Annotated in this window: 23 protein-coding genes; 13 read left to right on the top strand and 10 right to left on the bottom strand. The window is 44.1% G+C overall.

The genetic code is table 11. The features are described from left to right. The first annotated feature begins 147 nt into the window (after positions 1 to 147). From H7T92_RS05775 to H7T92_RS05760, 4 genes are read left to right on the top strand one after another with little or no spacing between them, the layout of a single operon-like run. Positions 148 to 750 (top strand): ECF transporter S component, encoded by a 603-nt coding sequence (locus H7T92_RS05775; RefSeq protein WP_201037306.1) that lies wholly within the window; start codon positions 148 to 150, stop codon positions 748 to 750. Further along, on the top strand, positions 750 to 1,541 hold the full coding sequence (locus H7T92_RS05770; RefSeq protein WP_175062049.1) for an energy-coupling factor transporter transmembrane component T: 792 nt from the start codon (positions 750 to 752) through the stop codon (positions 1,539 to 1,541). Before H7T92_RS05775 ends, H7T92_RS05770 begins: the two co-directional genes overlap by 1 nt. Further along, positions 1,517 to 2,353 (top strand): ABC transporter ATP-binding protein, encoded by an 837-nt coding sequence (locus H7T92_RS05765; RefSeq protein ID WP_201037305.1) that lies wholly within the window; start codon positions 1,517 to 1,519, stop codon positions 2,351 to 2,353. The genes H7T92_RS05770 and H7T92_RS05765 overlap by 25 nt, the downstream gene beginning before the upstream one ends. Continuing rightward, on the top strand, positions 2,340 to 3,140 hold the full coding sequence (locus H7T92_RS05760; RefSeq protein ID WP_201037304.1) for an energy-coupling factor ABC transporter ATP-binding protein: 801 nt from the start codon (positions 2,340 to 2,342) through the stop codon (positions 3,138 to 3,140). Before H7T92_RS05765 ends, H7T92_RS05760 begins: the two co-directional genes overlap by 14 nt. Before the next feature lie 224 nt (positions 3,141 to 3,364). Here the strand turns inward: H7T92_RS05760 and H7T92_RS05755 are convergent, their stop codons facing one another. Beyond that, entirely contained in the window at positions 3,365 to 3,526 is a 162-nt protein-coding gene (locus H7T92_RS05755; RefSeq protein ID WP_173018768.1) for a hypothetical protein, read from the bottom strand. 224 nt (positions 3,527 to 3,750) lie between these two features. On the opposite strand from H7T92_RS05755, the gene H7T92_RS05750 reads away from it, so the two are divergent. Then, on the top strand, positions 3,751 to 4,689 hold the full coding sequence (locus H7T92_RS05750; protein WP_201037303.1) for an AEC family transporter: 939 nt from the start codon (positions 3,751 to 3,753) through the stop codon (positions 4,687 to 4,689). A gap of 48 nt (positions 4,690 to 4,737) precedes the next feature. On the opposite strand, the gene H7T92_RS05745 is transcribed toward H7T92_RS05750, so the two are convergent. Genes H7T92_RS05745 through H7T92_RS05735 form a run of 3 tightly spaced genes read right to left on the bottom strand, consistent with a single transcriptional unit; the run spans position 4,738 to position 6,130 of the window. After that, a complete protein-coding gene (locus H7T92_RS05745) occupies positions 4,738 to 5,070 on the bottom strand; it encodes a glucuronide permease (protein ID WP_201037302.1) in 333 nt (110 codons plus the stop codon). Between the two features lie 34 nt (positions 5,071 to 5,104). Beyond that, entirely contained in the window at positions 5,105 to 5,575 is a 471-nt protein-coding gene (locus tag H7T92_RS05740; RefSeq protein ID WP_201037301.1) for an HXXEE domain-containing protein, read from the bottom strand. Positions 5,576 to 5,590: 15 nt separating this feature from the next. Further along, positions 5,591 to 6,130, bottom strand: a complete 540-nt coding sequence (locus H7T92_RS05735) for a TetR/AcrR family transcriptional regulator (protein WP_207185382.1) — start codon at positions 6,128 to 6,130, stop codon at positions 5,591 to 5,593. Positions 6,131 to 6,262: 132 nt separating this feature from the next. On the opposite strand from H7T92_RS05735, the gene H7T92_RS05730 reads away from it, so the two are divergent. Beyond that, positions 6,263 to 7,165 carry a cation diffusion facilitator family transporter gene (locus tag H7T92_RS05730; RefSeq protein ID WP_201037299.1) on the top strand — a complete coding sequence of 301 codons (903 nt, stop codon included), beginning with the start codon at positions 6,263 to 6,265 and terminating at the stop codon, positions 7,163 to 7,165. 78 nt (positions 7,166 to 7,243) lie between these two features. Further along, a complete protein-coding gene (locus tag H7T92_RS05725; protein WP_118095536.1) occupies positions 7,244 to 8,281 on the top strand; it encodes a zinc-binding dehydrogenase in 1,038 nt (345 codons plus the stop codon). A 58-nt stretch (positions 8,282 to 8,339) separates the two neighbouring features. Here H7T92_RS05725 and H7T92_RS05720 read toward each other — a convergent pair whose 3' ends face one another. From H7T92_RS05720 to H7T92_RS05705, 4 genes are all read right to left on the bottom strand, one after another. Beyond that, complete coding sequence (locus H7T92_RS05720) at positions 8,340 to 11,054, bottom strand: DEAD/DEAH box helicase family protein (protein WP_201037298.1); 2,715 nt, start codon at positions 11,052 to 11,054, stop codon at positions 8,340 to 8,342. A 149-nt stretch (positions 11,055 to 11,203) separates the two neighbouring features. After that, positions 11,204 to 12,634, bottom strand: coding sequence for a VWA domain-containing protein (locus H7T92_RS05715; protein ID WP_260314287.1), 1,431 nt, complete (start codon positions 12,632 to 12,634; stop codon positions 11,204 to 11,206). A gap of 301 nt (positions 12,635 to 12,935) precedes the next feature. Further along, complete coding sequence (locus tag H7T92_RS05710; RefSeq protein ID WP_070586908.1) at positions 12,936 to 13,811, bottom strand: LysR family transcriptional regulator; 876 nt, start codon at positions 13,809 to 13,811, stop codon at positions 12,936 to 12,938. A gap of 111 nt (positions 13,812 to 13,922) precedes the next feature. Next, positions 13,923 to 14,273, bottom strand: coding sequence for a helix-turn-helix domain-containing protein (locus H7T92_RS05705; RefSeq protein WP_003008684.1), 351 nt, complete (start codon positions 14,271 to 14,273; stop codon positions 13,923 to 13,925). 391 nt (positions 14,274 to 14,664) lie between these two features. Between H7T92_RS05705 and H7T92_RS05700 the strand changes: the two genes are divergently transcribed. After that, positions 14,665 to 16,290 (top strand): malolactic enzyme, encoded by a 1,626-nt coding sequence (locus H7T92_RS05700; protein ID WP_049490433.1) that lies wholly within the window; start codon positions 14,665 to 14,667, stop codon positions 16,288 to 16,290. An 83-nt stretch (positions 16,291 to 16,373) separates the two neighbouring features. Further along, positions 16,374 to 17,321 (top strand): AEC family transporter, encoded by a 948-nt coding sequence (locus H7T92_RS05695; RefSeq protein WP_023919058.1) that lies wholly within the window; start codon positions 16,374 to 16,376, stop codon positions 17,319 to 17,321. A gap of 90 nt (positions 17,322 to 17,411) precedes the next feature. Here H7T92_RS05695 and H7T92_RS05690 read toward each other — a convergent pair whose 3' ends face one another. After that, positions 17,412 to 18,221 (bottom strand): Cof-type HAD-IIB family hydrolase, encoded by an 810-nt coding sequence (locus tag H7T92_RS05690; protein WP_201037296.1) that lies wholly within the window; start codon positions 18,219 to 18,221, stop codon positions 17,412 to 17,414. Positions 18,222 to 18,233: 12 nt separating this feature from the next. Then, on the bottom strand, positions 18,234 to 18,977 hold the full coding sequence (locus H7T92_RS05685; protein WP_201037295.1) for a DeoR/GlpR family DNA-binding transcription regulator: 744 nt from the start codon (positions 18,975 to 18,977) through the stop codon (positions 18,234 to 18,236). Between the two features lie 177 nt (positions 18,978 to 19,154). On the opposite strand from H7T92_RS05685, the gene H7T92_RS05680 reads away from it, so the two are divergent. Genes H7T92_RS05680 through H7T92_RS05665 form a run of 4 tightly spaced genes read left to right on the top strand, consistent with a single transcriptional unit; the run spans position 19,155 to position 22,574 of the window. Then, positions 19,155 to 19,724 (top strand): sugar O-acetyltransferase, encoded by a 570-nt coding sequence (locus tag H7T92_RS05680; protein ID WP_201037294.1) that lies wholly within the window; start codon positions 19,155 to 19,157, stop codon positions 19,722 to 19,724. Beyond that, complete coding sequence (locus H7T92_RS05675) at positions 19,721 to 20,485, top strand: nucleoside phosphorylase (RefSeq protein ID WP_021153818.1); 765 nt, start codon at positions 19,721 to 19,723, stop codon at positions 20,483 to 20,485. Before H7T92_RS05680 ends, H7T92_RS05675 begins: the two co-directional genes overlap by 4 nt. 31 nt (positions 20,486 to 20,516) lie before the next feature. Further along, positions 20,517 to 21,899: a TrkH family potassium uptake protein gene (locus H7T92_RS05670; RefSeq protein ID WP_201037293.1), complete on the top strand. Its 1,383-nt coding sequence runs from the start codon at positions 20,517 to 20,519 to the stop codon at positions 21,897 to 21,899. A gap of 9 nt (positions 21,900 to 21,908) precedes the next feature. Further along, the gene (locus tag H7T92_RS05665) at positions 21,909 to 22,574 is read left to right on the top strand and encodes a potassium channel family protein (RefSeq protein ID WP_021153816.1); all 666 of its coding nucleotides are present in this window, start codon (positions 21,909 to 21,911) and stop codon (positions 22,572 to 22,574) included. Positions 22,575 to 22,605 lie beyond the last annotated feature (31 nt).

Genomic DNA, 22,605 nt, shown 5'->3' with positions numbered 1-22,605 from the left:
GAACTGTTGAACAATCATTTTCAAGAAAATCCCTGATGTCGACTAAGGGATCTGTGAAAGGAGAAGCGGTTCAAATCGAAAATCTATAGAGCGTTGCGTCCGAAAGTCTAAACAGACACGGCTCTTTAAAAACAAAAGGAGAAGATTATGAAAACAGAACCGATTCATCGTACCAGTATGTGGAAATTTAAGTTAAGTGCTGCCACCATGACTTTGATTCCCGCTGCCGTGGGGATTAACTATGTTGCCAAAGCCTTGGCGGAGGGGTTAAAGTTGCCCGTTTGGCTGGGGTCTTTGGGAACCTTTCTTGCCAGTATGTTGGCTGGGCCGGTTGCCGGTGCCATCAGTGGTTTCATCAACAACGTGATCTATGGGCTGACCTTATCGCCAATTTCAACCGTGTATGCGATTACCAGCATCGGAATTGGGATTGCTGTCGGAGTTTTGCACGCCAATGGGTGGTTCTCGTCAGTGCGACGAGTATTTGTTTCTGCTATTATTATTGCCATCGTTTCAGCTGTCGTTTCAACGCCACTCAACGTCATCTTTTGGGGTGGTCAGACCGGTATCGCTTGGGGTGACTCATTGTTTGCGGTAATGGTCGCCAATCATGCACCAGTGTGGCTGGCCTCATTTACCGATGAGTTTGTCTTGGATATTTTGGATAAAGTCTGCGTGGCCTACCTGGCATTCTTCATCTATCGTCAGCTGCCGAAGCGGATGGTGCACTTCTTTAGCGGTGATAAATGATGACTGATCAAACATTGATTTCTGGAGCGCCACGGGTCAAGCTCAAGTGGTACCAGGTGATCGATCCGATTACTAAGCTCTTGTTCATCTTGGACATGACGTTGTTGAGCTTTGCCAGTATGAATTTATTGCTTCAGGCCGGATTAATTCTTGTCGCAACACTGCTATTGTTATTTTCCAAATTGAGTTCTACCATCTTTAAGGCGCTGGGATTCAGCCTGTTTCTGATTTGCACTATGCTGATCATCCAAGGGTTATTTTACAGTCGGAATCAAACTGTGCTGTTTTCTGTGCTTGGGGTGTCGTTCTACAAAGAAGGCCTGATTTACGCCACCACTCTGGGTTGTCGAGTATTGGTGATTATTTTGACCAGTGGCTTTTTTATGGTGACCACGAGTATTTCAGAAAACGCGGCCTATTTGGAACTGTCCGGATTGTCTTATAAAACCGTCTACGTTCTGATGTCGGTGTGTTATATTTTGCCGGAAATGATGCGCAATATGCGGAAAATCCAGCAGGCACAAAAAGTTCGCGGAACCAATCCGCAAAAAACGTTGATTCAGAAATTAAAGTCAGTCCTGCCGGTTCTAATTCCATTGGTGATTAAGACCTTGGATCAATCGATGGCGCGGTCGATTTCTCTCCAACTGAGAGGTTTTGATAATCTTAACCGGACTGTCAGAACCTCCCAGCGCGTGTATCGCCTGTCGCGGACGCTGCACATTGGTCTGACTGGATTGGCAATTTTATTGATTGGGTGGAAGATATGGACGAAGATAAACGGATTGTAATTGAAAATTTGACCACCCGTTATCCGGGTACTGAGCAACCACAACTGCGTCAGATTAACGCGGAGGTTCATACCGGCCAGGTGGTTGGGATTATCGGGAATAGCCACTCCGGCAAATCGACTTTGTGCCATGTGCTGGCAGGGGTCATTCCCAAAATGGTGTCTGCTGAGATTGAGGGCGACTGGCACATGTTTGGCCAGCGAGTGTCCGACAATTGGCCCGTTTATAATGCCATGAATGGAGTTGTACTGCAAAATCCAGCTGGCCAACTAAGCGGGTTGGCAGACACGGTTGCCGATGAAATCGCCTTTGACTTGATTAATCAGGGAATGGCTGAAGGACTGATTCAAAAACGGGTTGAAGAAGTTGCCACGCAAATGGGGCTGATTGAACAGCTGAATTTGCGTCCCGAGAGCCTTTCCGGTGGTCAGAGCCAGCGGTTGGCAATTGCCACGGCGATTGCGACTAACCCGGCTGTTTTGATTATGGATGATCCGACCAGTCAGATGGATCCCCTTGGCCGCCGACAATTTTTCCAATGGCTGGCCCAAGTCAAAGAGACGACTGTCTTCATTGTCACCAGTGAAATTGACGATTTGTGCGAAGTCGCCGACGTTGTGTGGGTGCTGCATGAGGGTCAAATGGTAGCCCAGGGCAGGCCGGGTGAGGTGTTTAATCATTTGGAAGCTGACTGGCAGATTCCAGCTCCGACAATCCAGCAACTTGCTCAAAAAATGGATTGGCACTTGGCTGATGGCCGGTATCCGGTGAATGACGCTGAACTGAAGGAGGTTTTTTATGCCCACAATTGAACTGAACCACCTGACGTTCGCTTATCCGGAACGGTCCTTTAGCTTGGATGTTGAAGACAAACACTTCGCCGATCCGATGGTGGCGATTGTCGGCCAAAATGGTGCCGGCAAATCAACGCTCTTCAAATTGTTGACGGGTTTGCTGACACCACAAACCGGTGTGATTAAGATCGATGGAGAAAATTTTAATGATCTTAAACCAGTCGAAAAGTTACTGAAGGTTGGGATTACTTTTCAGAATCCTGACGATCAGCTTTTCAACCCGACCGTTCAACGAGAGGTGGAGTGGAGTGTCGCGCAGGTCATGGATGACCGCGACACGATTACGAGGCGGGCTTTAGCGGCTCTAAAAAGAGTTGGCTTGGATGATAAAACAGCTGAAAGTCCATATGACCTGTCATTGTCGGAACGCAAGCTGTTAAGCGTTGCCACAGTTTTGGCAGTGGATCCGGCGATTTATTTATTTGATGAGCCGATGATGTCGCTTGATTGGGAAAGCCGGCGCAAGTTGACCGCAATTTTCCATCAGTTGGCTGATTCGGGCCACCAAGTTGTGACCATCACCCATGACATGGATTGGGTCGCCGCCGAGTTTGAGTCGGTGTATGTTATGGAACACGGGAAGTTTGGCTTCGCCGGCAGTCCACGGGAATTGTTCAGCGATCACGAACTTGTCCAGCGAGTGGGATTACTACCACCGCGGATTATGGACATAGCGGAGTCGCTGGGTGATTCACAGACATATTTATCGGTTAATGATTATTACCAGAAAAATCGAGATGTATAGAAAAAGTCACCTCTGCGGGTTTTCCAGGTTGAAGGATTAACTTCAGCTTCTGGTAAGAACTCACATGGGTGACTTTTGTGTTTAATAACGTTTCATGATCATCGGGTGCTTCCTCAGATCACTCGGTTTGGTTTTACTTTATTTCATGGTCATAATCATATACCATTTCTTTTGGATCTTTTGTTTGACTAATACAAAATAGGTCTTCATAGGTCTTCACATTTTTAGCGCCCATTAGGATCATCAGTATAATTTTCTGAATTAGGAGACTGTCCCATCACTATTCGAACTTTGTCTCCCAACTTACGCTGTTCCCATTCATCCGTGAATCCTTTAAATCGCAATTCTGGAACTTTCTTTTTAACTGAATCATCTATTTTCGCCATAGTCCCCACCATTTTATTGGTTTTTCTTGATTTACTTTATCAACAGTCTCGTTGGTTGGTACCAATGGAGTAAGGCAGCTAAGAAGGGGTATTAGTGACAATTAATAAAATGCATGAGGTTGGGCATGTTGCCCCACCTCTTTTTATGATATACTAGAGTAGTTTTTGAGACTTGTAAAAAATGTTTTTTTTTAGTTCAAATTTAAAAAAGAAAAGGGGAGAACATGGACATCTTTTTGAGGAGCATATCAGGGATTCTCGTCATCCTGGGCATGATTTTAGTGGGCTTTATCATTGGTGAAAAAGGCTGGTTCGATGACAAGTCGCGTGGCCTACTCGCTAAATTGGTCACTCAAGTTGCTCTTCCCTGCTATATGCTCTACACCATTACGCAACGCTTCACAGCAGCAGATCTACTTAAAATGTTGCCAGCCTTGCGATTTCCTGCCCTGTCTATGGTTATTTTACTTGGCATCGCGACAGGGGTAGCAAGGATCTTTGCAGTGAGACAGGACCGTCGTGGCCTCTTTATTTCCATGTTTTTTAACTCCAATACCATCTTCGTGGGGCTCCCCATCAACCAGGCCCTTTTCGGGGATGCCAGCATTCCCTATGTTTTGATCTATTACATGTGTAATACGACCTTTTTTTGGACCTTGGGGACCTACCTGATCCAGCGAGATGGCGAAGGAGAAGCGCAGTTTGATATCAGAATCAGTCTGAAAAAAGTCTTTTCTCCGCCCCTCATGGGCTTTCTCTTAGGGTTAGTCTTTGTGATCCTTCAGATCAAGTTGCCAGCTTTTCTAGCCAGTGATTTACAGTATCTGGGTAATTTAACAACCCCCTTATCCATGATATTCATCGGTTTGTCAGTGTCTCATGTAGGTGTGAAGCAGTTGGTTCTGGGAAAAGATCAGCTACTGATTCTATTCGGACGCTTCCTGATTGCCCCTCTCTTGATGGCGACCATTGTTTACTGGGCCCCTCTTCCAAGCTTGATGAAGCAAGTTTTTATCATCCAGTCCGCCATGCCTGTGATGACCAATGCGCCAGTTGTTGCCAGACTCTACGGTGCTGATAGTGACTATGCAGCCGTCATGGTGACAGAGACGACCCTTGCTACCATGGTGGTGATCCCTATTCTCATGCTGTTGATGGCATAATAAATAGAAACTACAAAAGCTCAAGTTTTTTGAAAACCTGAGCTTTTCTTATATGAGAGCTAATAAAATTGTAATCACCAGAGCGATGCCCATCCGAATCAGGTGGTGGACTGGGTGGAAGTTTCCTTTGTGTTTTCCATTCCAATAGGCCCCGTAGCAAATCAAACCACAGCCGATCAACCAAAGGACTAGAGAGACAATCGGTAAAAAGAAGTAGAGGGTGAGAGATAAGGTCGCAAGACTACTTCCGATGAGGAGAAATGTATTTCCTAGAGTGTGATTTCCCTTTTTAACTTCAGAAAGAGAAGCCAATAAGTGAAGAAGAACAAAAGCAAGGGCAAAGAAGGCTGTCAAAAAGCCGAGAAGAATGGAGAAGAACATACGGTTTCCTTTCTAAGATATGATTGCCTGAGTGCTATTTTTTATGACTGATTTTATGAAGAATCATAAATGATACTACAAGATTTAAAATAATAACCAATAAGGTAAAAAGAGAGTAACCATAAAGTTTAATTGGAAATTCATTTTTGAGATTGCAAAGAGCAAACAAACTCGTTAAAATGCCCGTCAACAATCCAGGCACATATTTTCGAATAACGACTGTCTGAATCAGATGTCCTAAGACATGGTAGATATAAGCGATTATGATGCTTGCGTAAATGCTATAGTTGTTAAACTGGTAACTAAGATATAGCGACGTCATTAGGATGAGAAATTGTTCCAAGACAATAAAGTTGAAAGCAAAAGGAGTGTAATAAGTTAGGATTCGATTGTTTGGATACTGGATTGATATTTTTTTGACAAAGGATGGCATCCAAACGATTTCTTCGAGTTCGTGAAGCATGAAGAGTGATGGAAATAGAAAGTAAAATTGCACGCTGGTCATTGAAAATACTCCCTTCTAGTTCGAACCCACTTTCAGAATCTCCAAATAAAATTGGATCACTTCTTGTTCGGTGTAGGACTTGCCTTTTTTCAACCACCAGCTGAGGGTTTCGATGAAATAGCTGACGACTAGGTGTTTGAGGTAAGAGTGAGGGAGAGTTGGATGGGCCTTGATGAGTTCGTCGGCTACCATTGGGTAGACATCGTGTTCTAGTTCTTTTCGCAGTTGCCGGATAAAATAATCATTTTTAGAGAGCAAGAGACTAGTCACATGGTCTTGATTTTTTTTGAAATGCTGGAAGATATGAGCCAGGTAGTCTTGTGGAGAGAGGTGTTCAGCACGCTCAAAGAGATGGTGAAAGAGCTTTTGGCAGAGTTCATCTAGCAATAATTCCTTACTTTCGTAATGGCTGTAAAAGGTTGATCGCCCCACATCGGCTAAGTCAATGATTTCCTGAACCGTGATGGCCTCGTAGTCTTTTTGGTTGAGTAATTGTAAAAAAGCTTGATAGATAGCTTTTCGAGTTTTGGTGATGCGACGATCCTGTGCTGTCATATGGACACTTAGAACAAACTGTTCAGTAACGGACACCCTAAACAGTTTGCTCCTATCCTTTCTGTTGTGAATGTTAGATAATGATAATGAACATGATGTTCATGAATCTATTATAACAAAGGATTAAGGATTATGAAGACAAAACATGCGGTCTGGATCGCTTTTTTCTTGAATTTGAGTTATGCCATTGTTGAGTTTATTGCAGGAGGGATTTTTGGATCCAGCGCTGTCCTTGCGGATTCGGTCCATGACTTGGGGGATGCGATCGCTATTGGGATCTCCGCCTTTTTGGAGAGCATTTCTAACCGTGAAGAAGACAGCCACTATACCTTGGGCTACAAGCGCTTTAGCCTTTTAGGGGCCATGGTAACGGCAGTGATTCTCATGACAGGGTCCGTTCTGGTTATTTTAGAAAATATAACGAAAATATTTCACCCACAACCTGTCAACGATGAGGGCATTCTCTGGCTTGGAATCATAGCCGTCAGCATCAATGTGCTAGCGAGTTTCGTCATTCGCAAAGGGCAAACCAAGAACGAATCCATTCTCAGCCTGCATTTTTTGGAAGATACCCTGGGCTGGGTGGCTGTCATCCTAATGGCTATTGTTCTCCGATTTACCGACTGGTATATTCTAGATCCGCTCTTATCCCTTGCTATTTCCATCTTTATTCTGTCCAAAGCCATTCCACGTTTTTGGAGCACGCTCAAGATTTTCCTGGATGCCGTGCCAGAAGGAGTGGATATCCAGCAAGTCAAGAGTGATTTGGAGCAGTTGGAGCATGTGGCTAGTATCAATCAGCTGAATCTCTGGACCATGGATGGGCTGGAAAAGAACGCCATTGTCCATGTTTGTCTAGAGCATGTCAACCACATGGAGGTCTGTAAAGAGTCTATCCGAGACTTGCTCAAAGACTGTGGCTTTCAAAACGTCACCATTGAGGTTGATGAAGACTTAGCAACCCACCGCGCCCACAAGAGAAATATCGAAGAGCTGGAAGTAAGTCAAAGTCATGAACATGATCATCACCATTAATGACGACTTGGTATGAGCAGAAGCTCGATAAAAAGTGTATACTGTAGATAAGTAAGCAATAGAAAGTAGGTTGTTCCTATGAAGAAAACAGTCTATACAAAAGCTGGGCAAGTGGGGCTAGTAGAAGTAGAACGTCCACGCATCGAAGCGCCAGATGATGTCATTCTCCGCATCGTTCGCACCTGTGTCTGTGGCTCCGATCTATGGAGTTACCGCAATCCAGATATTGAAGCAGGTCATCAAAATAGTGGCCACGAAGCTATTGGGATCGTGGAAGAAATCGGTGAGGCCATTACAACGGTTAAGCCAGGAGACTTTGTCATTGCGCCTTTCACCCATGGTTGTGGGGAGTGTGATGCCTGTCGTGCTGGCTATGATGGGACTTGTGACCGCCATATTGGCACCAACTGGTCTGACGGGGTGCAAGCAGAGTACATCCGTTTCCACTTTGCTAATTGGGCCCTTGTCAAGATTCCAGGTCAACCATCTGATTATACAGAAGCTATGCTCAAATCCTTCTTGACGCTGGCTGATGTCATGCCGACGGGCTACCATGCAGCGCGTGTAGCAGACGTGAAGCCTGGTGACAAAGTAGTGGTCATCGGGGACGGTGCCGTTGGTCAATGTGCAGTGATCGCAGCCAAAATGCGGGGAGCATCACAAATCGTCCTTATGAGCCGTCACCAAGACCGTCAACAGATGGCCTTGGAGTCAGGCGCGACAGCAGTTGTCGCTGAGCGTGGTGAAGAAGGCATTGCCAAGGTTCGTGAAATCCTCGGAGGTGGAGCAGATGCGGCCCTTGAATGTGTCGGTACCGCAGCAGCTGTCGATCAAGCCCTTGGGGTTCTTCACAATGGAGGACGTTTAGGTTTTGTCGGCGTGCCTCATTACAATAATCGTGCCCTTGGTTCGACCTTTGCTCAAAACATCTCGGTGGCAGGTGGAGCAGCCTCGGTCACTACCTACGACAAACAGTTCTTGCTTAAGGCTGTCCTTGATGGCGATATCAATCCAGGTCGCGTCTTCACTCATAGTTATAGCTTGGACGAGATTGATCAGGCATACAAAGATATGGATGAACGCAAGACTATTAAGGCTATGATTGTGCTTGAGTAATGAAAAAGTCTAGTAGAAATGAAACTACTAGACTTTTCTTTTATTGTGAAATAAATTCTTATTTCAAATCCGACATCACTTGTTTCTTGGTGAAGGTACGCTCTTGTTTGTTGGCTAAGGCCTTAATGCGCGCATCAAGGAGAATAGCACGACCTTCCGCACTTCGGGTATAGACGAGGGTATACTTGCCTAGGCTCTTTCGGATTTGCTCCACAAAGGCTTGGGCATCCTCTTTCCGTTTGTCAAAGAGGCTTGGTACAGCGAAATATTCTGTCTGATCGGATACTTTTTCCTGTGCTTTCAGGATATAGCGCTGATTTTCAATCGGCGCGAAAAACTCGATCATAGTTTGCGAGAAGAGTTCCTTCTCCCGCATGGTTCCGCCCTTCAAATAGATCAGCGTGTTGATGGCATCCTTTCTGTCTCGTACGACTTGGATACGGGTCTCCTGGGTTTGAATATGCCCAAAGAGGAGCAAGGCTTGGTGAATAGCTTGTCCAAAGACCTCTAACCGTTTATAAGGGTTCTTATAGAGATAGTAGCGGAGCCAGGCAAGGAGAGCGAGAACAGCTAAAACGAATAGAAGAATTAGAGACGCTTTATTCCCTCCTCCTCTATGTGAATAGTAAAAAAGGTTGGCGAAAGCATCGGTCAAAGTGGCGGCCGTCAGCCAACGAGCCAGCTTTCTGGCATCGAAGAATAGGGCCAGAGGCAGGAAGTGTTTATCCACTTGGACCTCATTTGCAATCTCCATATTCTCCAGAATAGGCAGGGCTTTTTGCCAGCCGTCTCGGAGTTCTTGACGATGGGTGGAGCGCTCTAAGGTCTCTTCATTGAGTTTTTGTAACTGTTTTTTGGTATAGCGAATATTGTCAAAGGCTAGGCGTTCGATACCGGATTCGATGAAGGGCTCCTTGTAATGAAGGCCTAAAAATTGCTTCATCCGTCTTTCTAAGAGCTCCAAATCAGGGCTGTATTCTTTCAGTTGATCGGTGATAGCTTCGATCTCTTCTTTTTCAAGATCGGACTTTTCATACCATTTCTTTAGGGAAAGATTGATGGAGACCAGGTGCCAGATGTTACTGGTCTTGTCTGGATCCTCAGGCCACACTCGGATGGCACGACCCCGCATTTGGTTGCTGAGCATGAAACTGCCGACAAAGCTCGCTAGGATCAGAGAGTTGACGCAAGGAGCATCCCAGCCTTCTCCTAGAAGGGACTTGGTTCCAATGACGACTTGGATAAGCCCTTCTTGAAAGAGCTGGGTCACAGCTGTCACCAAATCATGTTGAGAACCAACCAAGCGAACCTTGAGAAAGTCATCAGGGGATAATTGGCCGACACTTTGGTATGTCAGTCTGTCCGAACCTAGAAGCTCTTCTAGTCTTGACTTAGCAACCGTCGGGATGATGACGATACTGCCGGTCAAGACAGCGATGGCAGGAGCAGTTGCTTGCTCTAAGCTTTCCCTGCGAATAGATTCGAAATAAGAGAGCACTCCCAATTGAGTAAATTGGGCGCCCTGATCTCCTAGATGAACTTCAAAATCTTGGCGGATATAGTCTGTTAGGACCAGTTGGCGCAGTCGGCTTCCAAGAGCCTGGTATTCCGCCTTGAAAATCTCTCGCACAGCATTGAGTTTTCCGAGGGATTGGTTGAGCAGGAGGTCTTGTTTTTTGTTGCGGACCAGTTTAACTTGTTTTCGATCGATCAAGCTCGCTGCTTTTAGTTCATGGAGGACTTGCTTCTCGTATTCCTCTGGTAGATTGTACCAGTGAGGAACCTGAAAGAGCAGACCTTGCAGGAGAATTTCAAGCCAGTCCAGGGTGAAAGCAGGTAGTTTCTTAGCTCCTAAAAGGTCCTGGAAACGTTTGGGAAAGACGATTCCCTTGCTTCGAAGAAAGATCAGGGTAGCAGAGAGATACTTGGGATCATTGAGCAATTCATCATCGCTGATCTGACCCGATAAGGCTTGGCAGTTTTGGAGGTATTGGCAAAAGAGGGGATCGGAAGTCAGTTGCTGTAAGAGAGCATTCTTTTGTTGGCTAAAGGCGTCCAACTGCTCTTGCTCTTCCTTGGTTGGAAAGGCAAAGTAGACATAGTCTTGGTGGGGACAAAGGGTGTCTTCTTTGACCAATTCGGGAACCGTAATTTCCTCATCAATCTCCCCACACATGCGGATATAGCGTTCCCAAAGGGCAGGATCCCCCTCATAGGGAGGGGTAGCGGTGAGCGAGATCATCTTTAAGTCAGGAAAGGCCTGACGAAAGGCTTCTAGACTTTTCCACCATTCATTGCGCAGGTGGTGACACTCATCTAAACAAAGGGTCCCAAGTGAGATGGCTTTGAAAGTAGAGAAGATATCAAAACCTTTGAAATCAAACGTTTCAATCTCTGCCTGGTCATCAGTATCTTCAGCTTGCGATTGACCGACGACTTGGTTCATGGCGCTGTGTAGGGCCTGATAGGTAGCTACTGTAATCAGCTTAGGATGTTTGAGGTCCTGAGAGATCAATTGCTCCGCTTGGCTTTCATCACTCAAGAATGCCTGGATAATCCGGTCCACCCATTGTTGACGAATGGTGACCGTTGGAGCCAAGATCAGGGTTGGCTGGCCGAAGCGTCTGATAAATTCGATTCCCAGGGTTGTTTTTCCAGAGCCAGGAGCTGCTACCAAATGCAGGTGGCCATCCGCCATAAAAGCGTCACTCTTATCGAGAACGCGTTTTTGATAGTGTCTCCATTGGCCTGTAAAGGCTAGTTCTTGTAACATTGGTTTCCTCCCTTGTACTGTCCCCATTATATCATAGCGGAGGACAAGAATCTTTTGTTAGAAATTGAAGATTTCCGCTTTCTAATGAAAATAGCGAAGGGGAAATTTTTAGTGATAAAAAGCCCAATCAATGGATTAGGCTTTTCATGTTAGTCTTTCTTTGTTTTACGAGAGAGGCCAAAGGCAGCACTCATGCTGAGAAGACCAAGGCCAAGAGTTGTCAAGGCAGTTGAGGTCTTGCTTCCTGTATTTGGAAGGCTTGCTTCTTTTTGAGGAAGAGCTGCTGGTGCGATATAAACTTCCGTTTTCACAGGCTCGTTTTTAGCTGGTGTGAATACGGTCGGTTTCGCAGGTGTTACAACAGCCGGTTTTTGAGGAGTAGGAGTCGGTGTTGCAGGCGTTTGGATGCTAGGTGTTTGTGGTTTTGTTTTCGCTACACGATGAGTTTTTGAAATCAACTCATACTTGTCTGTTTGGACTTTGAAGACACGACCTTTTTGGACGGTTTCAACGACTTTGTTAGCAAATTGAACGTTCAACAAGTCACCGAAATCTTTGCGGATATCCAAGTAAAGACCATTTGTCCCGTTAACCAATGGATCAAAGTCTTTTTTGTCACCTTTTTCGCCAACTACGGTCAAAGAAATACCAGCATCTTGAAGGGCCTTCAGTGTTGCTTCTTTTGTCGGGAGGGGATTCTTAAATGGAGTATCCATATCGATTGGCTCGTCTGTAATGACGAAAGCAAAGCGATGGTTGTTTGCTCCAGTTCCCCAGTTGTAATCTGCTGAAGTGGCAATATGGTGTAATGGAACAGTAGTATTTTCATAACTACCACCAGTTTTGATAGTGTTCAGAGCGGAAATAAAGCTTTCTGGATCACTTGTGAACTTAGATCCATCGAAATCATGGTATTTAACCTCTTTAGATCTTTCGTATTCAGCTAATCCTATACGAGCTTGAATTTTCTTGGCAGATAGATTGCGAACAAAGGTCTCGATATTCTTCATTGTATCATTGATGTGAGAATTCATCGAACTTGATTTATCAATGACAAAGACGATGTCTGATGTTCCTTGAACTTCTTTTTTATTGACGATATCTGCTTCTTTTGTCACTTCGACTACAGTTGTTTTATTGACAGTTTCTGTAGTTGTCTCAGTGTAGTCAGCTGTTTCTTTGGTTGATGTAGCTGTCTTGGTAGAAGAGACTGGTTTTGAAGTGCCAACAGGTGTGTTTGGATCTGCTAAGCTAGTAGTTTTGATGGTTGCTGTTGAGGTAGTGGTTGTATCTGCACCGTCTGTTTTAGCAGATGGGCCAGTTTTTTTAACGTCCACAGCGATGACATCCCCAGTTTTTGCTTTATCAGCAGGAACAACTGGTGTATTGGCTTTGGCGTTGATTTCTTCTGTTGCAGCAGTGATAGGTGATTTTGCTGCTGTAGTAGCTGCAGGAGCAGCTTGGGTTGTTGCAGGTGCAACGTCATCAGCAGAAGCAATAGTCGTTCCTGTGAAGACCGTTCCTAAAACAACGGAAGCCAAAGTTAAAGTTTGTTTACGTGAAATAGTATATTTTTTCAAAATACGTCCCCTTTTTAATAAACTTTTTTCTATCATACAGGTTTTTGAAAAACTTGTCAACAGTATAATAATCAAGGGTTTTACCGACTTTTATATCCCTAATTATTGATAAAAAGCTGAATGAGAAAAATATACACAAAATAATTTAAATATACAAAGTGTGCAAAAGAAAATAGGATTCCCACAAATTTGCAGGAATCCTTATTTTATCGGCATTTCTACTATATTTTTTAGTCGTAAAAAATACTAGCTAGTCACTTTATTTATGTTTCTGCATTAGCACTAAGAACAAAGACTACGATTAGTTTAGTAATTTTTCAAAGAATTGGATGACCTCTGGTTTGAGATTACTTTCCTTCGGTTCAACTAGTGAAACGTAAAAACTAATCCGTTCACTTTCTGCCATCGGAATCGCGATCAGTTCTTCTTCACCATCTGTTAGTGCAAGATCTGCTAGTAAACTGATCCCCACTTGTTTACGAAGGAGTTGTTTTAGAAGCTGAATATCATCCGTCTGAAAGAAGGGTGTAGCCTCATGGTGATAGCGCTCATTCAACTGTTCAAAGGCTTTTAAATGAACAAAGTGCTCATCTGGAATGATAAAATCTTCATCGATGACGTCTGAAAATTGTAATACTTTTTTGGAGGCTAGTGGATGGTTATGATGAAGGATATAGAAGAGATCTCGTTTGGCTATTTCTCTTACCTGGAAGCGATGATCTTTAATCGGTTCCAAACTCCCTAAAAAACTAGCATCTAGTTCCCCTTTGGAAAGCATTTCTAAAAGTTCGACAGATCCTTCTTGGACAGGATGGATACTTTGAAGAGCTGCAACATTACTGATAAAGGCGGGTTGTTTTCGGACAAGATAGTCAATGATGATTGGTGGGAAACCAACCGTATTGAATTGAGAGAGACTCCGGAGGATCTCTTTTTTGGCCCCTTGAATCTCAGGTAAGACCTTTTGAATATGTCGTAGCAAGATTTCTCCTTGGGGCGTCAATTTGAAAGTACGATGAGAAGGATCGTGCGCGATTAATGGACAGTGAAATTCCTTTTCTAGTCGTTTAATCGCATAGGAAACGGATGGTTGACTGATCCCGTGTTTTTGGGCAACCCCAGTAAAGGATTGCTGTTGACTAAGATCAAGAAAATAATAAAAGTCCTTAAGATTCATTGGGCTCCCTCTTCTAAATAGACAGACATGGATAAGCAAAAATTATCCGTGATAGCTAATTTGACTATATGATTTTTTGTTTGTTACAATCTGAGGTGAGTCAGAGGACAATTAAAGGCTATCTAAAAGATCTTCGAAAATCGTTAGGATCTTCTCCCTTTTTCCAACTGGAAGTTGCTTAATTTTCATATTTACTCTCTTAAGTGAAAGATTGTCGTTAGGATCTGAAGATGATTCAAGTGAATTAAAATTGAAGAATTCTTCAGGCGTTAACTCAAGAGCAGAAATGACTTTTTCAAGACTGTGAATGGTCAGATTCACGTTTTGATTTTCCAATTGATTGATGTATTTTAATCCAAGATCTGCCCGTTCCGATAGCTCCTCTTGACTCATGTTTTGTTTTTTTCGCAAATATTTGACCTTTTGCGCTATATACCGTTGTAAATAATGTTTTGTTTTCATGTAACCAGAATACAAGTTTTAAATGACAAAAATAACACCTTAAACAAAACAAAGTATCTTATAACAAACATATTTTGGATTTATTATCTATGGCTTTTATAGGTATTGATCATCATAAGTAGAAAAAAGAATACCTGAAAACAGTGGATCTTTTGATGAGAATAACCTTCTAAAAGGTGGAAAGGAACAGGCTTTTTTAAGAGATGACTATGACGATCTAGGAAGTGATGGATAAGCCTATTATTTTGTTATCTTTTGAAATCGCATCATTTTCGGTTGTATCGCCTGAACTTTCATTGACTGATTTATTCATATTGTATCATATAGATAACAAAGTGTCATTTAAAGAAAAAGTGTTATAATAGAATAAACTAAATAAGGAGGTCACATGATGACTGCACATGATATTTTAAACAACCCTTTCCTCAATAAAGGAACTGCCTTTACTTTAGAGGAACGTAAGCAACTAGGTCTCATTGGCCTCCTGCCACCTTACGTCCAAACTATTGAAGAACAAGCAGCGCAAACTTATGCGCAAATGCAAACAAAGGTTAATGATTTGGAAAAACGTTTGTTCCTAATGGAAATTTTTAATACAAATCGTACTCTATTTTACTACCTATTTGCTCAACATTTGGAAGAGTTTAATCCAATTGTCTATGATCCAACTATTGCTGATACCATTGAAGGGTATAGCGATCTCTTTGTAGATCCACAATATGCCGCATATCTTGATATCAATCATCCTGAAAATATCGAAGCAACTTTGAAAAATGCAGCAGGGGACCGTGAAATTCGTCTTATTGTTGTGACAGATGCAGAAGGTATTCTCGGTATTGGTGACTGGGGTACAAATGGTGTTGATATTTCTGTTGGGAAATTGATGGTCTATACTGGAGCTGCAGGAATCGATCCTTCAACGGTGCTTCCTTTGGTCATTGATGCAGGTACCAACCGTGAAGAATTGCGTAACAATCCTAATTACTTAGGAAATCGTCACGAACGTGTGCGTGGAGATCGTTATTATGATTTTATCGATCAATTTGTTCAAACTGCAGAACGCCTCTTCCCTAAACTCTATCTGCACTGGGAAGATTTTGGTCGCTTAAATGCTGCTAACATCCTTGAAAAATACCGGAAGCAAATCCCAACCTTTAACGATGATATCCAAGGAACTGGTATTGTTACCCTAGGTGGGATCTTTGGGGCATTGGATATTACAGGTGAAAAATTAACGGATCAAGTTTATCTCTGCTATGGTGGTGGGACTGCTGGTGCAGGGATTGCTTCTCGTGTCCTTCGTGAAATGGTTAGTGAAGGTCTACCTGAAGAAGAAGCTTATAAACGCTTCTTTATGGTCGACAAACAAGGTCTCCTTTTTGATGATATGGATGACTTAACGCCGCAACAAAAACCATTTGCTAAGAAACGTTCTGATTTTGCCAATGCAGATCAGTTGACGGACCTTCTTGAAGTAGTGAAGACGGTTAAACCAACCATTCTTGTGGGAACTTCAACTCAGCCGAATACTTTCACAAAAGAAATTGTAGAAGCTATGTGTGAAAACACTGAACGTCCTATCATTTTCCCATTGTCAAACCCGACCAAACTAGCTGAGGCAAGTGCCAAAGATTTGATCGAATGGTCAGACGGAAAAGCATTTGTTGCAACAGGAATTCCAGCTGGTACAGTTTCCTATAAAGGTGTGGACTACGTGATTGGTCAAGCGAATAATGCCCTGATTTACCCAGGTCTTGGACTTGGTATGCTGGCTTCTGAAGCGAGTCTTTTGACGGATGAAATGATTGGAGCAGCCGCACATTCATTGAGTGGGATTGTCAATCCAGGCGAACCAGGAGCACCAGTCTTACCTCCATTCAAGTATGTAGCTGATGTTTCTATCAAAGTAGCAGAAGCAGTTGCTAAAAAAGCGCAAGAACAAGGTCTTGCGCGTGCTCAAGAAACAGATATGGCTAAAGCGGTACGTGATTTGAAATGGTATCCAGAATATAAATAAGTAAATTTAATGGAGGTGTACGAGTGCGACTGGATGCCTTGTACACCTTTTCTTGTATGTCCTGTTAGATAGAAAGGGAGACTATGGAAATCTTTTTAACGTCAATTCAGAGTATTGTACCCATTATCGTCATCATCATTCTTGGTTATTTCTTGCAAGTCCGAGGTTGGTTTCAAGAGAGTTTTGGAAATGACTTATCTAAACTGATTATGAACGTGGCCATGCCTGTTGCAATTTTTACCTCTGTTCTTAAATATTTAACTTTAGATAAATTGATTAGCTTGTCTGGCGGTTTGTTGTATACGTTTATCGCCTTCATTCTTGGTTACCTAGCGGCCTTTATCGCAGTGAAAGTTTTTAAAGTGCGCCCAGGTCGTCGAGGAACCATGATTAATACCTTTGTTAATGCTAATACCATATTTATTGGTTTGCCTTTAAATATCGCTCTGTTTGGAAATCAAGCCCTTCCTTACTTCTTGGTTTATTATATTACAAATACAGTATCTACTTGGACATTAGGTGTCTATCTGATGACTTCTGATAGTAAAGAAGGGGCTTCAAAACAGGCTCAAAAATTTAATTGGAAGAAGCTTTTCCCAGCTCCTTTATTAGGTTTTCTCGTAGCCCTCGTCTTTTTGGTGTTGCGTATTCCTGTTCCAAGTTTTGCAGAAAGCACCTTGACTTATATTGGTAGTTTAACAACGCCCTTATCTCTTGTCTATATCGGTATCGTCCTAGCTAAGGCAGGCCTTAAGACGATTCGCTTTGATAAAGATACCATTATCACACTGGTTGGTCGTTTTATTCTTGCACCTGTCATCATGCTCTTGGTTCTGAAGTTCTTCTCTCCAAATATGGTGGCACCAGAATTTAGAACCTTTATGATTCAATCAGCAACACCAGCTTTGGCAGTTCTTCCTATTCTTGCCAATCAAGGTAAAGGCGATGTTGAGTTTTCAACGAATGTGGTCACTCTCAGCACAGTCTTATTTGTGATTGTGGTTCCAATTCTGCAGACATTGTTGGGATAGCATTTATATGAAAATGATGTAGTTTTAGTGCTATACATTCGTCAAAAAGGACGTCGGATATTATACTCGACGTCCTTTTTAAACGGATGACTAGATCAACACATAGGTTTCAACCGCATGCCCAGCCCCGTTTTCATTGTTGGTCTTTGTCACGACTGCTGCTCCCTCTTTCACTTCTTGTGGAGCGTTGCCCATAGCGACACCGATGCCTGCTTTTTTGAGCATAGGAAGGTCATTGAAGTTGTCCCCCATGGTGAGGACTTCTTCTAAGCTCAAGTGGTAGTGATTAGCGAGCTCAACCAGAGCATCCTCTTTAGAGACGTGCTTAGCAGTAACTTCTAGGTAGTTGGCTTTGGAGAGATAAAAGGCGGTAGAAGGGAAGTCGTCGGCAGAAATAGCACGATAGAGGGCTTGGATCTCTTCTGGTTCTCCAATTAAGAGCAATTTGTGGAGGGGTTTTGTCATATCCAGCAAAGGATCCAATAGGGGAAGGATGAGAGGTTTTTCTCCTGTAATCCGGGCCTCCTCTTGGCTCCATTGGTCAAGATGATCGGTCATCCAGTCTTTTCCACTATAGAGGTTGATCGAAACTTGAGGGAAGTGTTGGTTGACCCAGTTGATAAACTGACGAGCTTCAATCTTATCTAAGGGATGCTCGAAAAGAACCTGCTCTCCCTTTTGGATCAAGGCTCCGTTGTAGCAGGCCATGGGACAGTCCTCTATGCCGAGCTCTTTAGCAATGGGAGCCATCCCTTTGGGGGAGCGAGCAGAGGCCAGCACGAAAGGAATCTCTTCACGCTTTAAATCGGGGATCAGTGCTGCCAACTGTGGATCAATCTGATGGTGGTCATTTAAGATGGTGCCATCGATATCGCTGATGATGAGACGAATGTGAGACATAATGAGGACCTCCTAGTAGAGAATAGTGGTTTCGTTGCCGACTTGTTTAAGGATTTCAGGGCTTGGTTTTTGGTCAGTGATCCAATAGTCAAATTGTTTGAGACGAGCAAGATAGTAGTTTCCGTTTTTCGTCCATTTAGAACTTTCTGCCACAAGGATCTTGGTGCGAGCCCGTTCAAAGACGAGGGATTTGACGGCAACGTCTTCAGAATCCTCAAAGGTGACTTCACCATTGGCTAAGCTACTCGCTCCAAAAAAAGCCAGATCAAAGCGAAGATTGTCCAGTATTTGTGCTTGATTCGCGTCATAGTAGAAGCGGTTTTTAGGGTAGAATTTTCCTCCTAAAAGATGAAAGTCAACCTGGGAATGACTACTGAGCTGGATGGCATTGTCAAGGGAATGCGAATAGACTGTGACTTCCTTATTAAGCAAGCCAGCAAGCAGGGTCATCGAGGTGGAAACGTCGAGAAAGATCACTTGTCCATCTTGGATCAATTGCAGGGCCTTTTGAGCCATGGTAGTCTTTTCGTTGTTAGCCTTTTGACTACGGTCTAGATAAGAAGGGCCAGGTTCTTTGTTTAAGGGAAGGAGCCCACCGTGGGTCCTACGGACCAGCTGGCGTTGGCTAAGGAGGGCAAAGTCTCTGCGAATAGTATCTTTTGAGACCTTAAAGTAATCAACCATTTCTTTAGCGGATAGCTGTTTTCGCTCTTTTAAAAGTTCTAGGATTTTTTCGAGCCGTTGTTCCTGGTACATGAATTCGCTCCTTATTTCTGTTCTTGTCTTCATTGTACACCATTTTGTAAGCGGATGCAAGTTTTATTAAGTGTTTTTAAGCGTTTCTGATCTTTTTTCTTACAAACCCTTATTCTGACGTTTGTTTTAAAGGGGGAATTCTGCTATAATATGTCAAAATAACGTGGAGGTTTCCTTATGGCCAGTGAATATGAAAAAATGATTGCGGGTGACTACTATAGACCTGCGGACCCTGAATTGCGGGCTTTAGCCCAAGCCTCTCGAGAGAAACAAGAAACTTTTAACCAAGAGGTGGATCCTAAAAAAGGGGCAACTATCATCAAAGAGTGGTTTGGATCAACCGGTGAAAACCTCTATCTCAATCGTCAGGTTCTTGTGGATTATGGGGTCAACATCCATCTAGGAGAAAATTTCTATGCCAATTACAATTTGACCATGTTGGATATTTGTCCCATTACGATCGGAAAGAATGCCATGATTGGCCCCAATTGCCAATTTTTGACCCCCTTACACCCGCTGGATCCAGATGAGCGCAACTCGGGTCTTGAGTACGGAGCTCCGATTACGATAGGAGACAATTTCTGGGCAGGAGGAGGAGTCACCATCCTTCCTGGTGTCACGCTGGGTGATAATGTGGTCGCTGGCGCTGGGGCAGTCGTGACCAAATCCTTTGGAGATAATGTAGTTCTTGGAGGAAACCCAGCCCGTATCATTAAAGAAATACCCATTAAAAAGGAGAAGGGATGATCCAAAAACATGAAATTCCTATTTTAGAGTTTGACGACAACCCACAGGCAGTCCTGATGCCGACCCATGAGGGGTTAGACCTGCACCTGCCTGAAAAATGCGTTTATGCTTTCTTAGCGGATGAGATTGACCGCTTTGCCAAAACTGTTGGAGCTGAGCAAGTGGCTACCTTTGTCTCAGCTACCAAGGCTTATCCAGTCTATGTTCTGGAGCACCAAGGGGAGAAACTCTGCTTGGCACAAGCGCCAGTTGGATCTGCACCTGCTGCCCAATTCATGGATTGGTTGATTGGCTATGGGGTGAGGAAAATCATTTCCTCAGGAAGCTGTGGCGTCTTGGTGGACATGGAAGAAAATGCCTTTTTGATCCCGACCAAGGCCTTGCGAGATGAGGGAGCTAGTTACCATTATGTAGCGCCTTCTCGTTATATCGAAGTGGACAGTCGTGCACTGACCGCCATCGAAACTGTCTTGAAAGGAAAAGATATTCCTTATCAAGAGGTCATGACCTGGTCGACGGACGGTTTTTATAGAGAAACACCTGACAAGGTGGCCTATCGCATTGAAGAAGGGTGTCGTGTTGTGGAGATGGAGTGTGCCTCACTTGCAGCAGTCGCCCAGCTTCGTGATGCAGTTTGGGGCTTGCTCCTATTTACCGCAGATTCTCTTGCAGACCTAGAAAATTATGACCAGCGTGACTGGGGTGCTGAAGCTTTTGAGAAGGCCCTAGAATTGTGCCTAGAGATGGTTCATCACTTGTAGGTCTTTTCACTTTTTATGATACAATGAAGCTATGTTAGTCAAATTATTTTTTAAACAATGGCAGGCCAAAATTAAAAGTCTGTCTCCGGCAAGGCGAATCTTTCTCAGCTTTGCCTTGGTTATCCTGGTGGGCTCGCTCTTATTGAGTCTGCCTTTTGTCCAGCAAGCGAGCTCAACAGCAGGCTATATCGACCACCTCTTTACAGCGGTCTCCATGGTCTGTGTGACGGGGCTCTTTACCCAGTCGGTGGCTTCGACCTATAATGGTTTGGGGCAATTGATCTGTATGCTCTTGATCCAGATCGGAGGCCTAGGGATCTTGACCTTTATCGGTCTCTTCTTTATGGAAGGTCGCCAAAAACTTAGTTACAAGGACCGGCAGACCATTCGGGACAGTTTTAGTTTTAGCAATAACCAGAGCTTGGCCCGTTTTGTCCGCTCCATCTTTATTACCACCTTTACCATCGAAGGGGTGGGGGCCTTGCTCCTCATGACCCGCTTTATCCCTCGCTTTGGCTGGGGGCATGGGATCTTTAACTCCATCTTTGTTGCGGTCTCGGCCTTTTGTAATGCGGGCTTTGATAATTTTGGAGGCGATAGTATGATGAGCTTCCAGACCGATTGGTTGGTCAATCTGACCTTGTCTGCCCTTATTATTACTGGGGGCTTGGGCTTCATGGTCTGGTTTGACCTAGCCACCAAGGCCCGCAATCAATCAGGACGGCGGACTCTTCGCTTCCATACCAAGGTGGTTCTCTGGTTAACGGCGGCGATCCTTCTCTTTGGGACAGTGACTAGTCTTATGACCGAGTTTAATAATCCAGCAACGATTGGGTCCCTTCCATTAGGAGAGAAGATCTTGGTCAGCTTCTTCCAAACTGTCAGTATGCGGACAGCTGGTTTTGCCTCGTTAGATTATACGGCAGTCCGGCCAGTGACGCTCTTTATCTATCTCTTACAGATGTTCCTAGGAGGAGCACCAGGCGGGACAGCAGGAGGGATGAAGATCACCACCTTCTTGGTGCTGATTCTCTTAGCGCGCAAAGAGTTGCTCGGCTTGCCACATACCAACCTGGGAAAGCGCACCATCGCACCAGACTTGGTCCAACGCTCTTTGGGGACGGCAGTGATTTTCCAGTTGACTTTTCTCCTTGGACTCTTTGGTCTTTGTCTCGTGACTCCGGATGGTCAACGCTTTTTGTACCTGGTCTTTGAGGCAGTATCGGCTCTAGCGACAGTAGGCGTGACAGCCAATGTGACCTCGACCTTAAATGGAGCAGGGCTGGGGATCATCATGGTGCTCATGTTTATCGGTCGGATCGGCCCCTTGACCCTTATGGTCAGTTTGAACAATTACAAAGCTAAAAAGGCAGATGCCTTGCAATATGCTAAAGCAGACATCATTATCGGATAGGAGAGACTTATGGCGAATCGAACCATTGGAATATTAGGATTAGGAATTTTTGGACAGAGTGTCCTGAAAACTCTGCAGGACCAGGATGTGGATATTGTTGCAATTGATGATCACGAAGATGTGATTAATCAGTATGAATCTATGATTACAACTGGAATTGTTGGAGACATTACGGAGTTGGACCTCTTGGATGCAGCAGATATTGGGAACTGTGACACAGTCGTGATCGCGACGGGTGAAAACCTGGAGTCCAGTGTGCTGGCTGTCATGCACTGTAAGGCGCTTGGAGTCGAGCATGTCATTGCCAAGGTCAAAAATGAAGTGACCAAAGAAATTCTGGAAAAGATTGGGGCTGATTTGGTCATCCTGCCAGAGGTAGAAGCAGGCATGTCCCTCGCTAAAATGGTTCTTTTCCAACACCGGATTGAAGTTTTCCAGTTGGATGAAGAAGTGGTAGTAGTCGAGTTTACGGTTCCATCCAGCTGGGTAGGAAAAAGCCTTCAGGACTTGGCTGTCAGAGAGGAGTACCATCTCAACATTATTGGTTATCGAGATGCGGAAGATCAACCGCTTCATATTCAGATTGCTCCCGACTTTATCTGGCCAGAAGGGGTGCGCGTGATGGCGGTGACAGACAACCAGTATCTGGATAGAATCCAAGACTTGTTAGACTAATCGTGTAATTGAGAGTGGGACAGAAATCGGT

Source organism: Streptococcus parasanguinis, assembly GCF_016648855.1.
GTDB classification, from domain to species: domain Bacteria; phylum Bacillota; class Bacilli; order Lactobacillales; family Streptococcaceae; genus Streptococcus; species Streptococcus parasanguinis_L.
This window is presented reverse-complemented; position numbering and strand designations above follow the sequence as displayed.

Excerpts from the sequence above, each read along its gene's own strand:
- H7T92_RS05775 (WP_201037306.1), top strand. The coding sequence starts at position 148 with ATGAAAACAGAACCGATTCATCGTACCAGTATGTGGAAATTTAAGTTA.
- H7T92_RS05770 (WP_175062049.1), top strand. The coding sequence starts at position 750 with ATGACTGATCAAACATTGATTTCTGGAGCGCCACGGGTCAAGCTCAAG.
- H7T92_RS05765 (WP_201037305.1), top strand. The coding sequence starts at position 1,517 with ATGGACGAAGATAAACGGATTGTAATTGAAAATTTGACCACCCGTTAT.
- H7T92_RS05760 (WP_201037304.1), top strand. The coding sequence starts at position 2,340 with ATGCCCACAATTGAACTGAACCACCTGACGTTCGCTTATCCGGAACGG.
- H7T92_RS05755 (WP_173018768.1), bottom strand. The coding sequence starts at position 3,526 with ATGGCGAAAATAGATGATTCAGTTAAAAAGAAAGTTCCAGAATTGCGA.
- H7T92_RS05750 (WP_201037303.1), top strand. The coding sequence starts at position 3,751 with ATGGACATCTTTTTGAGGAGCATATCAGGGATTCTCGTCATCCTGGGC.
- H7T92_RS05745 (WP_201037302.1), bottom strand. The coding sequence starts at position 5,070 with ATGTTCTTCTCCATTCTTCTCGGCTTTTTGACAGCCTTCTTTGCCCTT.
- H7T92_RS05740 (WP_201037301.1), bottom strand. The coding sequence starts at position 5,575 with ATGACCAGCGTGCAATTTTACTTTCTATTTCCATCACTCTTCATGCTT.
- H7T92_RS05735 (WP_207185382.1), bottom strand. The coding sequence starts at position 6,130 with ATGACAGCACAGGATCGTCGCATCACCAAAACTCGAAAAGCTATCTAT.
- H7T92_RS05730 (WP_201037299.1), top strand. The coding sequence starts at position 6,263 with ATGAAGACAAAACATGCGGTCTGGATCGCTTTTTTCTTGAATTTGAGT.
- H7T92_RS05725 (WP_118095536.1), top strand. The coding sequence starts at position 7,244 with ATGAAGAAAACAGTCTATACAAAAGCTGGGCAAGTGGGGCTAGTAGAA.
- H7T92_RS05720 (WP_201037298.1), bottom strand. The coding sequence starts at position 11,054 with ATGTTACAAGAACTAGCCTTTACAGGCCAATGGAGACACTATCAAAAA.
- H7T92_RS05710 (WP_070586908.1), bottom strand. The coding sequence starts at position 13,811 with ATGAATCTTAAGGACTTTTATTATTTTCTTGATCTTAGTCAACAGCAA.
- H7T92_RS05705 (WP_003008684.1), bottom strand. The coding sequence starts at position 14,273 with ATGAAAACAAAACATTATTTACAACGGTATATAGCGCAAAAGGTCAAA.
- H7T92_RS05700 (WP_049490433.1), top strand. The coding sequence starts at position 14,665 with ATGACTGCACATGATATTTTAAACAACCCTTTCCTCAATAAAGGAACT.
- H7T92_RS05695 (WP_023919058.1), top strand. The coding sequence starts at position 16,374 with ATGGAAATCTTTTTAACGTCAATTCAGAGTATTGTACCCATTATCGTC.
- H7T92_RS05690 (WP_201037296.1), bottom strand. The coding sequence starts at position 18,221 with ATGTCTCACATTCGTCTCATCATCAGCGATATCGATGGCACCATCTTA.
- H7T92_RS05685 (WP_201037295.1), bottom strand. The coding sequence starts at position 18,977 with ATGTACCAGGAACAACGGCTCGAAAAAATCCTAGAACTTTTAAAAGAG.
- H7T92_RS05680 (WP_201037294.1), top strand. The coding sequence starts at position 19,155 with ATGGCCAGTGAATATGAAAAAATGATTGCGGGTGACTACTATAGACCT.
- H7T92_RS05675 (WP_021153818.1), top strand. The coding sequence starts at position 19,721 with ATGATCCAAAAACATGAAATTCCTATTTTAGAGTTTGACGACAACCCA.
- H7T92_RS05670 (WP_201037293.1), top strand. The coding sequence starts at position 20,517 with ATGTTAGTCAAATTATTTTTTAAACAATGGCAGGCCAAAATTAAAAGT.
- H7T92_RS05665 (WP_021153816.1), top strand. The coding sequence starts at position 21,909 with ATGGCGAATCGAACCATTGGAATATTAGGATTAGGAATTTTTGGACAG.